This window comes from Roseisalinus antarcticus (assembly GCF_900172355.1).
GTDB lineage: Bacteria > Pseudomonadota > Alphaproteobacteria > Rhodobacterales > Rhodobacteraceae > Oceanicola > Oceanicola antarcticus_A.
On the sequence record NZ_FWFZ01000058.1, the window covers coordinates 1 to 11,805 of the forward strand.

General features: G+C 64.6%; 8 protein-coding genes and 6 pseudogenes. 7 read left to right on the forward strand and 7 right to left on the reverse strand.

What is annotated here, in order from left to right; translation table 11 throughout:
• A pseudogene (locus ROA7023_RS24165) lies at positions 1-117 on the forward strand (IS5/IS1182 family transposase); the annotation flags it as partial.
• A gap of 98 nt (positions 118-215) precedes the next feature.
• Here ROA7023_RS24165 and ROA7023_RS22040 read toward each other — a convergent pair.
• The 3 genes from ROA7023_RS22040 to ROA7023_RS22050 all read right to left on the reverse strand — a co-directional run bounded on the left by ROA7023_RS22040 (position 216) and on the right by ROA7023_RS22050 (position 5,653).
• Positions 216-1,982, reverse strand: coding sequence for a phage terminase large subunit family protein (locus ROA7023_RS22040; RefSeq protein ID WP_085881135.1), 1,767 nt, complete (start codon positions 1,980-1,982; stop codon positions 216-218).
• On the reverse strand, positions 1,972-2,484 hold the full coding sequence (locus ROA7023_RS22045; RefSeq protein ID WP_085881136.1) for a hypothetical protein: 513 nt from the start codon (positions 2,482-2,484) through the stop codon (positions 1,972-1,974). The genes ROA7023_RS22040 and ROA7023_RS22045 overlap by 11 nt, the downstream gene beginning before the upstream one ends.
• A 1,039-nt stretch (positions 2,485-3,523) precedes the next feature.
• The gene (locus ROA7023_RS22050; RefSeq protein WP_085881137.1) at positions 3,524-5,653 is read right to left on the reverse strand and encodes an AAA family ATPase; all 2,130 of its coding nucleotides are present in this window, start codon (positions 5,651-5,653) and stop codon (positions 3,524-3,526) included.
• A 357-nt stretch (positions 5,654-6,010) separates the two neighbouring features.
• On the opposite strand from ROA7023_RS22050, the pseudogene ROA7023_RS22055 reads away from it, so the two are divergent.
• From ROA7023_RS22055 to ROA7023_RS22065, 3 genes and pseudogenes are all read left to right on the forward strand, one after another.
• Positions 6,011-6,208 (forward strand): annotated as a pseudogene (locus ROA7023_RS22055) (capsid cement protein); the annotation flags it as partial.
• Positions 6,208-6,429, forward strand: a complete 222-nt coding sequence (locus tag ROA7023_RS25845) for a head-tail joining protein (RefSeq protein ID WP_442475995.1) — start codon at positions 6,208-6,210, stop codon at positions 6,427-6,429. The pseudogene ROA7023_RS22055 and the gene ROA7023_RS25845, both read left to right, overlap by 1 nt.
• Before the next feature lie 84 nt (positions 6,430-6,513).
• Positions 6,514-7,127: pseudogene (locus tag ROA7023_RS22065) on the forward strand (DUF6441 family protein).
• Between the two features lie 29 nt (positions 7,128-7,156).
• On the opposite strand, the gene ROA7023_RS22070 reads toward ROA7023_RS22065, so the two are convergent.
• The 3 genes from ROA7023_RS22070 to ROA7023_RS22080 form a co-directional block, all read right to left on the reverse strand.
• The gene (locus ROA7023_RS22070) at positions 7,157-8,044 is read right to left on the reverse strand and encodes a cation diffusion facilitator family transporter (RefSeq protein WP_085881139.1); all 888 of its coding nucleotides are present in this window, start codon (positions 8,042-8,044) and stop codon (positions 7,157-7,159) included.
• A gap of 105 nt (positions 8,045-8,149) precedes the next feature.
• Entirely contained in the window at positions 8,150-9,127 is a 978-nt protein-coding gene (dmeF, locus tag ROA7023_RS22075) for a CDF family Co(II)/Ni(II) efflux transporter DmeF (RefSeq protein ID WP_085881140.1), read from the reverse strand.
• Entirely contained in the window at positions 9,124-9,486 is a 363-nt protein-coding gene (locus tag ROA7023_RS22080) for a metal/formaldehyde-sensitive transcriptional repressor (protein WP_370739264.1), read from the reverse strand. Before ROA7023_RS22080 ends, dmeF begins: the two co-directional genes overlap by 4 nt.
• On the opposite strand from ROA7023_RS22080, the pseudogene ROA7023_RS25375 reads away from it, so the two are divergent.
• Positions 9,419-9,839, forward strand: a pseudogene (locus ROA7023_RS25375) (hypothetical protein); the annotation flags it as partial. The gene ROA7023_RS22080 and the pseudogene ROA7023_RS25375 overlap by 68 nt on opposite strands.
• Before the next feature lie 32 nt (positions 9,840-9,871).
• Here ROA7023_RS25375 and ROA7023_RS22090 read toward each other — a convergent pair.
• Entirely contained in the window at positions 9,872-10,759 is an 888-nt protein-coding gene (locus ROA7023_RS22090) for a GIY-YIG nuclease family protein (RefSeq protein ID WP_085881142.1), read from the reverse strand.
• Positions 10,760-10,986: 227 nt separating this feature from the next.
• Here ROA7023_RS22090 and ROA7023_RS22095 point away from each other — a divergent pair.
• Positions 10,987-11,394 (forward strand): annotated as a pseudogene (locus ROA7023_RS22095) (phage/gene transfer agent baseplate hub protein); the annotation flags it as partial.
• A pseudogene (locus ROA7023_RS22100) lies at positions 11,391-11,630 on the forward strand (C40 family peptidase); the annotation flags it as partial. The pseudogenes ROA7023_RS22095 and ROA7023_RS22100, both read left to right, overlap by 4 nt.
• Positions 11,631-11,805: the final 175 nt, after the last annotated feature.

Consider the following 11,805-nt stretch of genomic DNA (forward strand, 5'->3'; position numbering starts at 1 on the left):
GAGATCATGTTCGGACGCTTGAAAGACTGGAGGCGCGTCGCCACGCGCTATGACCGAAGTCCCAAGGTCTTCCTCTCGGCCATTGCTCTCGCCGCAACCGTGATCTTTTGGCTATGAGTCCTGAGCCTAGTCCACATAGCTGACCCTCGGACTGTCAAGCAAGCAACTGGGACACTCTGTCGGCTGACAGGGTATCTTATGTCAGGTGCAGAACACTAGCCGTCCAACCACTTGCTTCGGATCACCCTAGGCGACTCCGTCTTCCCCGTCACGCTGGCAAGTTCACCCTCCCGGCGGTCGAGGTCGAGGCTTAGAAGCTGACGCGCGGCCGTCGCGTAGGTCAGCGTGTCGAGGGCTTCGTTGCGACGGCCGGAGATGACCTCCCATGCGCGGGTCGGGCGGCCACGGGTGTAGCGCGTCACCAGTCGTTCGGCCCGGAGTTGGTCGAAGTAGTCGCCGCCGAGTTGGTTAGAAAACAAGATCGTCTCGCCATGGGCAAGGCGCTGGTGCAGGCCCAGCTTCAGGCCGTCCACGCCGAGAAGGGCCAGCCGCACCTTGCGCGTCTGCGAGAAGGCCACGCCCGGCCGACCGAAGCCCGGCACACCCTTGCCGGGCAGCACGCGCCGCGCGGCACGGGGGCGGCAGAAGGCGTAAACGGCGTCCGCCCAGTTGCCCGAGTCGATGATCGTGGCGTCGACGGTCAGAACGCTGCCTGCCGGGTGCCGGAACTGCCGCCGCAAGAGGTCGTCCACCTCGATCCACGTCTCATTCTCGGTCGGGCTGCCCCACGTCACGACATGGCCCAGGACTCGCATGTCGCCCTCGCGCGTCCAGCCCACCAGTGTCGTCTCAACCCGGTCGGCTTGCACATCGCAGCCCGCCGTCACCACCAGCACCTCAGAGGGCACGTCCTCGGCGCTGAAGGGCCGTTGCAGGGCCGGGAAGCTGACTCCGTCGAGGTCGTCGCCCTCGCCCCTCCACGGCTCTCCTAGGGCCGTTGCCAGCCACGGCTTCAGGGTCGCGGGGGATCGCTTGGCCTGAAGGAACTCGGCCGCCAGACGCGGCCACGCAGCCGCTGGCAGGGTGCTCGTGAGGCTCGTGAGCCTGTAGCCCCGGCGGCCCGTCACGCCCTCCGCTGTCGGTGTCCAGCGCCCACTGTCCACCAGCGCGGCCTTCTGCCGGTCTTGCACGATGGTTTCGCAACAGGGCGTCCGCCAATGGGCAGTCTCGGGCTGTTCGGGCTCCCAGCGGATGTCTTTCCACTCTACGGGCACGAACTCGCCGCACCCGGGGCATGGCAGCGTGTAGACCCGCTGGTCCGTCGCCTCATAGGCCCGGACGATCCGAGATGTATCGGCGTCAATCGGCGTGCTGGCCAGCACCAGCTTCGCGTTCGGATAGGTCATGGATCGGCGGATGGCCATTTCCAGCGGATCACCCTCGGCCGTATTCTCCCATGCGTCCAATTCATCGCCGTAGATTACGCGGGCTGTCCGTGCCCGGAGGTTTCGGGGGCTCCGGGCCGAGACGATGGACAGGCTGCCGCCCGGGAAGTGGCGGGTCATCATCGTGTCGCGTCCGGTGGCATCGGCGCTGAGGGCCGCCCGGAGCGCGGGGCTCTCGGAGAACGTCGGCTCCACGATGCTCGTGACGAAGTGGCGGCAGTCGGAGTCCACGGGTAACACGGCCAAGACCGGGCTGGGATCGTTCTGGACGAAGTGACCAAGCGCGGCGACCATGAGTTGCGTCGCGCCCACCCGGGCGGACTTGTAGAGCACCACCTGTTCAATCGAGTCGTCGCCAATGGCGTCGGCGATCTCCCGTTGCGGCGGCCAGAGACGCATCCGCCCCGGCTGCGCGGCGAGGCTGGACGGCAGGTAGACGTTCGCTTCGATCCAGTCGGACAGGCGCAGTTTGGGCGGCGGATGCAGCGCGGCCAGCGCCTCGCGGCGCAACTCGGCGAACCGGGGTTCAAGCGTCATCGGCGATGGCCTCCATGGCGAGCCGGATTTCGGCGTCCAGCGCGGCGGCCTCGGCGCGGTCCATTCCGAGGCGGGCGGCGACACGGCTGGGGACCGCCAAGAGCGCGGCCCGGAGGTCCACCACCACCCCGCGCCATGCGGTCGCCACTTCCCGCGAGTCCATCAACTCGCCACGGGCGCGGGCGTTCGCAAAGGCGATCTTGTCGGCCTGCTCGCGGGCCAGTCTGATCTTCTCGGCCGCCATCTCGCCGTCAGCCCGGCGGCCCATGGCTCCGGCCCGGGCGTGCTCGCAATAGGCCCGTATCGAAGGGCGCAGTAAGAACGTTTTGTCGTCGTTGCGGGGCAGCACGCCGTCCCGAGCCAAGGCAGAAACACGGTTCGCAGTCACACCGAGCCATTCGGCCAGTTCGCCTGCCGTCACCCGCTTAACGTCGAAGGGGTTGCCGACCAGTGCTTCAAACTCGGCTAGGTCTCGGGCCGAATGCTGGGAAACCGCTACCATTTCTTTTCGTTCATTTGCGTGACGACCGAAAAACTCCTAAAAGCCAAGCGCGACTTAAAGACATCGACTGAGTCATCGGATACAATCCTTTGGACATCTCTCACCCGAATATCCGATCTAGGGCCAACGATAACTTGCTTGAGGATCATCTGTTCAGAGAATTTCTCAAAGACTAGTTTGTCAAGTTATGGGTTGTTATCTAGCTTAATTAGCATCCTCTGTTCTTCTTCATAGCTCCAGTGAAGAAACTTTGTTGCGATTAATTCTTCCAGCTGACCGGGGCCAACATGATCGGCAAATGTTTCTGCGGTTATCCCGGGATAGAGCCGTTCCGAAACATACCTGACCTCATACAAGATATCTGGATCAACATCGAAACCGTAGCAGAGCCCAGTGTGGTTCCTCGCATAATGACCCCAAAGGACGGGGCTTCGCCAGCTTCTACAGAAGCAAATAAGTCCCTTGGTCGAATCTGTTTCTCGTAGCCAGCCATCGAATCGCTTCCGAAGATCTCTGTCACTCAGGTCGAATACAGCCAACTCAAACGCATCATTGCACCGTGAGAAGCGCGAAACCTTCAGGTGACGCTGTCGCAAGTTTTCTAAAGCATAATCGGGCGGGGTGAAGTAGTAGACCCGCTTCATAGGTTTTTTTGACATCTAGAAGGTCTCCGTTTGTTGGGTTTCCCTGTCAGGTTTTTCCTTAAAGAGCGAGGTCCGGGGGCTCCGCGTCCCCCGCGACCCACAACGCCGGGAAGGACCCGTATGGGAACGGCTCGCCGTATGGGAACGGACCATTACCGTGTGGTTTCCCGTGTGGGGTTGCGATCAGCGCGACATTCGCGCGACCATCGCCATCGCCATCGCCATCGCCATCGCTCGCCTCTCCACTTTCCCAGTCCTCCAATGTCTGGGGCATGGACACGCCGGACAGACCGGACACCCCTAAAGGGGTGTGTCCGGACATGTCCGAGTCCGGGTCCACCTTTGCCCGGCGGACAAGACGGGACATTGTCCGGACATGTCCGGTTTTGTCCGGCTCATTCATCTGGCAAATCATCGTCAAACGTCTCCGTATGGGAACGGGCCTCATGATACTTGCCGTCGGCGAACTTCACCCGGCAACTCGTGGTCAGTTCATTGATGGCCCGACTGGTGGCCTTCCGGCGGGAGTCCTCTATGGGCGAGCCGGACACTTTGCGACCGTCGATACACGCCTTCCGCCAGTCGGCTTCGGGCACCCAGCGCGTCCCGTGGCCAAGGTCACGCAGATGGTCCAGTGCGGCTTTCGCGCCCTTCGGGAGTTTGCTTTCGCTCTTGCTGATCATCGCAGGCGTATCGGTTTCTTTGCAGATGGCCACCTTGCGCGGGTCGCCGTCTTCGTCGATCCCGAGCACCCGCGTGCCGATCTCAAAGGCGATGCCGTTTTCCGTGCTGCCGTTCCGGTTCTTCGTCAGCGTCCCGGCCACGCCCTTTCTGTCGCGCTTCAGCGACAGCGCCACGTCCAGCGCCCCGTTCAAGAGGGAGTGGCCACGGGGCAGCCCGTCGCCAGCTTTGGTGTCATGGTGGACCGAGACGACGGCTGCGCCCCATTCTGTCAGCGAACGGGCGGCGGCCACCACGCGGCCCATTCCTTCGGCGCTGTTCTCTTCCAGCCCCGGGAAGGCCACGGCCAAGGTGTCGATGATGACCAGCGACGGCCGCCGGGCCTCCACGGCCGACCTCAGCGCCTCCAGTTGCGGGCTCGGCTTGCCTGCGATCTGTCCGTTGAGCAGGTCCGAAACGCCACCGACCAATTCGAAGGACTCGGCCTCGCCATGCTGCCCCCGCAGCGCCGCAAGCCGCAGCGCGAGCCCGCCGTGATCTTCGGCGGCGACATAGAGGACTCCGCCTTGCCTGACCCGGCGGCCAAAGACCTCTTTGCCCTGAGCGACGGCGTAGCCCAGACGCGGCCCCAAGAGGCTCTTGCCTGCCCCGGGCGCTCCGACGATGGCGGCAACGTCACGCTCTGCCAGAAGTCCCTTGATAACGTAGGGCCGCGCAGGCAGGTCCGCGCATTGGGAAGGCGTGGTGAAGGTCAGGCCGCCAGCACGGGCGACGGGTGCGACCAACTCTTCGATTTCCGCAGCGGTGACCCCGTTGACCGTTTCCGCCTCACCCCACTCTTCGCGCATGGCATCCCACGCCGCGTCGAAGTCGGCCTCGGCCTCTTCGCGCCGTTCCATGTCCCGCAATTCAGTCAGGGCCGGGTCGGACCAGCCTTGCCGCTCGGCCTCGCGGATGATGAGCCAGCCGGTGATGCCGCCCTCGGTCTTGAAGGAGTCCCACGCCGCGTCGGTGTGGTCGGCGTCATACTCAACGTGGCCCTTGCTCCACTCGTGCCACGCCGCCCGGCCGTCGTCCGAGCCGCCTGTCTCGCAGTGGAGCGCCATGCCGATGTGGATCCAATCGCCTCGGCCATCAAAGGACGAGCCGTTCGGAATCGCGTTGAGCGCCGACAGGATCACGGCAACCGGCAAGCCGGTGGGCGACGCCTCGCCGGGCTCACGGTCGGACTTCCGGCTCGGCAGGCGTGCGATGAGGGCTTCAGGCATGAGCGGCAGGCCCACGAGGTCGATGGCATACGCCAGCGCCTCCGCATCGCCTGCGATCCACTCATACTTCCCCCACGGGGCAACCGTGCCCGGGGCCACAATGTAGCCGGGCGTGCCGCTGGCTGCGGCAGCCTTGATGTCGATGCCGGGGGCAATTTTGCCGTTGGAGCCGGTGACGCCGGGCGTGGGCGCGAAGAAGTGGTGTTCGCCGCCCCCTGCCGTCTTCGCGCACAAGCGCGACTTGCACTCAACGCCCATGTCGGCGAGAGCCTTGAATCCGTCTTTCTCGCCGTGCCGGTCGAGGTCCGTCACGTTAAATTCGTCCGTCAGCAGGCCCACAAGCAACTGCGGTTCCTTCTCCCAGACTCGCCTGATCGTCTCTTCGTCAGTCGTCGCTTTACTCGCGTAGTCCGTCCAGCGGGGTGACTTCGCCTTGCGGATTTCACCGTTCTTCAGGGTTTCATCCTGATACCGCAAGGGGATGACCCGCCGCCCCTCCCGCGCGTATTCGAGCGCGACTTCCAGATTATCGGCCTCTTGGCCTTTGACCGTTTTTGGGCTATCTTTCGCATGCACCGGTCATTCCTTTCGACTGGTGATTGCGCTGCGAAACGCACTTAATTGGAGCCCTCTGCCGTTTCCCCGGCAGAGGGCTTTCTCTTTTGAGGGTAGAATGGACTTGTCGGAGAGTCATCGTAGAGCGTAAGTAGCCAATAATTTGCCACACAAAGTGTAACACAAAACGGCACGCGCAAGACCGCCAACTATTTGTTAATAAACCAATATCTAATTCTGAAATGCCAGATCGTCGGACTTCGTCTCCGCCACTTGCCCCCGCGAAAGCCTTCTCCTGATCTGACCGCATCCGGATTTTCGCGTTGTTTTAGAGGGTTATGCGGGAAGGGCTGAGCACTGCCCCCCCCCCGCCAGTAGGCCCCGATCGGCGTGTTCGATCTGACCAAGGTCGCCTCTCAGGCTTGGACCGTCGGCGCCAAGGTCTATTGGGACGACACCAAAAAACGCTGCACCACGGTCGCGACCGACAACACCCTTATCGGCGTTGCCGTTGAGGCGGTGGCGAGCGGCGCGGGCGACACCATCGGCCGGGTCCGCCTGAACGCGACGTCCTGATGAGCGCCTTCGCCGCCGCCGTGGGCGCACTCTTTGCCGATCCGAACATCGGTCGGGACACAGTCTACATCGCCGATGGCGGCGCGCCTGCTCTGGTGCGCATCCTCTCCCGGCAAGCGGATGCAATCACCGACGTTGGCGATGCCCGGATTTGGTCGCCCCCCCCCGATCGACCTACGCGTCGTAGAGGTTCCGACCCCGTGTCCCGGCGACCGCATTGAGATCGGCGGTGATGCCTTCCTCATCCAGGGCTAGCCGGTCCGCGACCGCGCGCGGCTGGTCTGGACCGTCAATCTGAGGCCCGCGTGAAACTGAAGCTCGACATCGATCCCGACATCGTCGCGATGATGGCGGCCGAGGTCGCGGCCGGTGAACGCGCCGTCACCGCCACCATGCACGAGGCCGGGACCGGGCTGAAGTCCGCCTGGCGCACGCAGATCACCGGCGCAGGGCTCGGCACACGGCTGGCCAACTCGATCCGGAGCCAGAACTTCCCGAGGTCGGGCCAAAGCCTCGATGCGGCAGCGCTGGTCTGGTCCAAGGCACCGCTCATCTTGGGGCCCACGACACCGGGCCGCTGATCCGCTCGAAAGATGGGTTCTGGTTGGCGATCCCGCTGCCTGCGGCGGGCGTGTCCCTGCGCGGCGGCCGGATCACCCCCGGCGAATGGGAGCGCCGCCGTGGCCTGCGCCTTGTCTATCGCCGCACCGGTCCGAGCCTGCTTGTGGCGGAGGGCCGGCTGAACACGAAGGGTCAGGCGGTGGTGTCGCGCTCGAAGACCGGGCGCGGCAAGGTCACCGCGCCGATCTTCCTGCTGGTGCCGAAGGTGAAGCGGCTGCACCTCACGCGGGACGCGGACCGGGTGCTGGACAGCGTGCCGGGGCTGATCGTGGCGAATTGGGTGGAACAGAAACGGTAGGGCGCGGGTGCGGTCGCCCGGAGGGCACTCTACAGCACCACCACACCGGAGAGCTTTGCCTTGCGCTCCGGCTCGACGTGGATGGTGACGATGCAGCCTTCCAGGACCTCCTTCAATGCCGCCTCGATCCGGTCGCAGATGTCGTGCGCGGCGTTCACCGTCATTTCGCCGGGGACGATGAGGTGGAACTCGACGAACGATGCCTGGCCGGCATGGCGCGTGCGAAGGTCGTGCGCCTCGACCGCGCCTTCGGCTTCCCGCGAGATCGTCTCGCGCACCTCTGCGAGGGTGGCATCCGGAATGGCCTCGTCCAGCAGACCGCTGAGAGATTCACGCATCACGTTCCAGCCGGACCAGAGGATATTGATTGCCACGAGCACCGCCATCAACGGGTCGAGCAAGGCCCAGCCCGACAGGATGGCGATCAGCACGCCGAAGGTGACGCCGACGGAGGAGATGACGTCCGTGAGCAGGTGACGGCCATCCGCGACCAGCGCAGGCGACCGCCGCCTGCGTCCTTGCGTGATCAGCATCCAGCACCAGAAGGCATTGATCACGCTGGCCGCCCCGTTCACCAGAAGTCCCGCCAGCGGGGCGTCCAGCATGCGCGGCGCGAGAAACCCGTGATAGGCCTCGCGCATGATCAGGAGCGCGGCGATGATGATCATCACGCCTTCCAGGATCGCGCTGAACAGTTCCGCCTTGTGGTGGCCGTAGGGGTGGTTGGCGTCCGCGGGCCGCGCCGCGAGGCGTATCGCGATGAGCGCCGCAATCGCGGTCGCGACGTTCACCGTGCTTTCGAGCGCGTCCGACAGCAGCGCGATCGAGCCGGTCATCCACCATGCGAGGGTCTTCAGCGCCAGCACGATGATCCCGACCACGATGCTTCCGGCGGCTATCTTTATCAGTGGGGACATGGTCGGTATCGCAGCCACCTTTCGGGAATGACGGGGGCCGCAAGACGAGGTTATCGGCACGCAAGGATTGGACAGGATCACGAGGCTCGGGAGAGGCCTCGCACTTCAGGCAGGATGGATTTCCACGGTCACGTGGGACAGCTCGTCGATGTGCCCCAGCCGCGCCCGATAGGCCGCAACCGGTTCGGGGCGCGTGGATTTCAACGCGATGATGACGCCGTGATGTCCGGGTCCAAGCTGCCAGACATGAAGATCGACGATCTCGTCATGCTCGCTCTCGATGGCTGCGCGCACTTCCGACGGAAGCTCCTCGTGGTCGGGCAGATAGTCCATGAGAACCGATCCGCTGTCGCGCAGCAGCCCCCACGACCAGCTCAGGATGACGAGGGCGCCGACGATGCCGATCACCGGGTCGAGCCAGACCCAGCCATAGCTGCGGCCCGCGAGCAGGGCTGCGATGGCCAGAACGGACGTAAGCGCATCCGCGAGGACGTGGAGGTAGGCCGCACGCAGATTGTTGTCGCGGTTTCCGGCGCGGGTCGCTGCAGCGCCCTGGTCATGATCGTGATCATGGTCATGGCCGTGGTCATGATCATGCGCATGGCGATGAGCAAGGCCGTGATGGTGGCTGTGGTCGTCCTTGAGCAGCCAGGCGCTGACAAGGTTCAACACGAGGCCGATCACGGCGACGAAGATCGCCTCGTCGAAGCTGATCGGAACGGGACTGCGCAACCGGACAAGGCTCTCCCAGCCGATCAGCAGCGCGACGATGGCCAGGACGCTCGCACTTCCGAAGGCGGCAAGATCGCCGAGCTTGCCGGTCCCGAAGGTGAAGCGCGGGTTTCGCGCGTGCTTGCGGGCGAAGCGATAGGCGAGCGCCGTGATGAGCAGCGCCGAGGCGTGGGTCGACATGTGCCAGCCATCGGCAAGCAGCGCCATGGACCCGTAGATCGTGCCCGCGGTGATCTCAGCGACCATCATCGTCGCGGTCAGCGCGATCACCAGCCAGGTGCGGCGTTCGTTGCGGGCGTGGTTTTCGCCAAGAAAGACATGGTCGTGCAGGGGGGCGGCGTGCGGGGTCATTTCAGGTGCCTTCTCATGACTTCGATCAGTTCGTCCGCCCCGACCTTGCGCTGGGCATCGTCTTCGACGTCGACGACGTGGTTGCGCAGGTGATCCTCCAGAAGTTCGACGACGAGGCCGTTCGTCGCCCCGCGAACCGAAGCCGCGAGGTTCAGGATTTCGGCGCAGGACGCTTCTGCCTCCAGCGCCCGTTCGATCGCCTCCATCTGCCCCCTCAGGCGGCGGACTCTGGCGAGAAGCTTGGATTTGTTCTGAACAGTGTGACTCATAGTATAGGGGGCTACCCTATTATTGCAGGGTCCACAATCCCGATGCTGTGCTGAACGCGGTAGACTTTCATGCCCCTCACGCGAAACCATCCTCGCCGCGCTGCACGCGCGGCTTTCGGCGTTGCCGGCCACGGTCCTGCGCGGCGAGGTGCTGCCCGAGCGTGCCGGCCGAGGGCCTGCTGATCCTGCGCGATGGCGAACCGGGAGAGCCCGAGGTGACGCTGTCGCCGCTGCGCTACCGCTACCAGCACCGTGCCGAGATCGAGGCTGTCGTGCAGGGCGCCGACCGTGACGTCGCCTTCGACACGCTGACCGGCAGCATCGGCACGGCGCTCGCCGCCGACCGCACGCTGGGCGGGCTCTGCGATTGGGTCGAGGCGGAAGCGCCGCGCTCCGTGGACCTGCCAGTCGAGGGCGCGGCCAGCTTGAAGGCCGACGTGATCCTATTCGACGGACGATCCGCTTGGTGGGTGACTCAGTTGGCGTTGAGACCTAACGGCTGCCGCGAATGGAGCCGTAGCTTCCAGCTGTTCTCGCGAGCGATGACATCTTCAGCTGGCAGGTCTGGCGCAAGACGTTCGAGAATGCTGAACCGGTAACTGTGAGGGTCGCAGCCGCGCAGTTCGCGGTTTCCACCGTGACCATCGCGGGCGTAGACCTGCCAGCGACCGTAAATGTTTTCGCGACCGTAGGCGGAGCCGACGTAGGCCCGACGATCGCTTTCATCGAAAATGAGGTAGATCCCGCGCCATTCAGCCAGCCGCGCTCGCCAAGACGCCGGTAGTGCCACGAGTTCCGCAAAGGTGAGATCGATCTCACGCCAGTCAGGCGGCGGGGCTGCGAAAGCACTTTCCTCGAGGATCGCGCTGACAGGAAATATCCCGCGGTCCACCCACCGGAACCATGAGCGCTCCGGCGGCGGAAAATCGATGACCAGCCGACCGCGCCAGTTGCTGTAGAAAGGCAGGCGCTCCAGATCGAACTGAAGCTCGGCTCCCACCCGGTCTGCGTGATCGGCTGTGAAACCCTCGTATCCCATTTCCCTTAGGGCAAGATTCTCCGGTATGCGCCAGAAGGCATCATGGTCGAGCGCGCGCGCCTCGCCTATGCGATAAAGCCCGACGAAGTGCGCTTTGCCGGGCGTGAGTCCGAGGAAGCTCGCCACGAATTCGGCCCGACGCAGGGCGGTTTTGGGTCGGCCGGGGACGGACTGGTAGACTTCGAAAAGCTCCGGGCGTTCTTCGATAATCCACGGCATCGCGCGGGCAAGTCGGGTCTCGAAGGGGCGGTGGCGCAGCAGGACAATGCGCTCTCTGAGGTCTGGGTCGTATCCTTGAAGGCGTAATAGGTCCTTGAAATCCATAGCAGCTCTGCTCTCAGCCCGTTGGGTGCAGCCTAAGCTCAGCGTAACTCGGCAGCAACGCCGCTTTATGTGATCCGCTCAGCGAGGCAAAGAAAGGAGAACACCATGGCACGAGCTCAGGGGGCGCGGGCGCTGATGGCGCTTTCGTTCGAGACGACTTCTGGAACGCCGCCCGCGAGCGGCTTCATCGGCGATGCCGACGGCAACGCGATCGAGCCGATGGGCGCTGCGGCGTCGATCTGGAGGACCCTGCCTACAAAGGCACTGGTGCCGTCATCGATCTACTGCGCGACCGCGCCTTCACCGACTCAGGGCTGGGCGCATTCATGTCCGGCGGGTTCACCTTCGGAACGCTCGAATGGACCAGCGGCTCCAACGCCGGGCGGCGCACCGAGGTGCTGAGCCATGACGTATCGGACGGCATCGCCGTGCCGGCGCTGCTCGAAGCGCCGGTGCGGGCCATCGCCGAGAGCGACAGCTTCACCTTGCGAGCGGGCTGCGACAAGCGGATGGAGACCTGCGGGGCGAAGTTCGCGAACACCGCCAACTTCCGCGGCTTCCCGCACATCCCCGGCCAGGACGCGGTTCTCCGCTACGCCACGAAGGACGGCGGCCATGAGGGGTCCGTGCTGTGACCTCAGCCGATCCCACCTGCGTCATTGCAATCGCGCGGTCCTGGCTCGGCACGCCGTGCCACGACCAGGCCAGCCTGCGCGGCGCCGGCTGCGGCTGCCTGGACCTCGCGCACGGCGTCTGGCGCGAGGTCGTCGGCTCCGAGCCGTTCCCGATCCCGCCCAACAGCCGCGACTGGGACGAGACCGGCCCGAGCGAGGTTCTGGCCGAGGGCGCGCGGCGCATGATGATCGAGGTGTTTGATCCCACGGTTTGATGGTGCGATCCTTTCTCAGGAATGGAAGGCAGCACTATGGGACAAGTTCGTCACGGCTGCGCCACGACCACGCACGCCGTCAGAGCTGCAATACAGCGATCCGTCGCCCGGCAGTCGTTTGCTTGCAAACGATGAGAGGGGCAGGCTTCGCTCGCGC

What these genes read in the sequence shown, in the direction of transcription:
- ROA7023_RS22090 (WP_085881142.1), bottom strand. Translation starts at nt 10,759, where the DNA reads ATGGATTTCAAGGACCTATTACGCCTTCAAGGATACGACCCAGACCTC.
- ROA7023_RS22080 (WP_370739264.1), bottom strand. Translation starts at nt 9,486, where the DNA reads ATGGTTTCGCGTGAGGGGCATGAAAGTCTACCGCGTTCAGCACAGCAT.
- dmeF (WP_085881140.1), bottom strand. Translation starts at nt 9,127, where the DNA reads ATGACCCCGCACGCCGCCCCCCTGCACGACCATGTCTTTCTTGGCGAA.
- ROA7023_RS25845 (WP_442475995.1), top strand. Translation starts at nt 6,208, where the DNA reads ATGAGCGCCTTCGCCGCCGCCGTGGGCGCACTCTTTGCCGATCCGAAC.
- ROA7023_RS22040 (WP_085881135.1), bottom strand. Translation starts at nt 1,982, where the DNA reads ATGACGCTTGAACCCCGGTTCGCCGAGTTGCGCCGCGAGGCGCTGGCC.
- ROA7023_RS22045 (WP_085881136.1), bottom strand. Translation starts at nt 2,484, where the DNA reads ATGGTAGCGGTTTCCCAGCATTCGGCCCGAGACCTAGCCGAGTTTGAA.
- ROA7023_RS22070 (WP_085881139.1), bottom strand. Translation starts at nt 8,044, where the DNA reads ATGTCCCCACTGATAAAGATAGCCGCCGGAAGCATCGTGGTCGGGATC.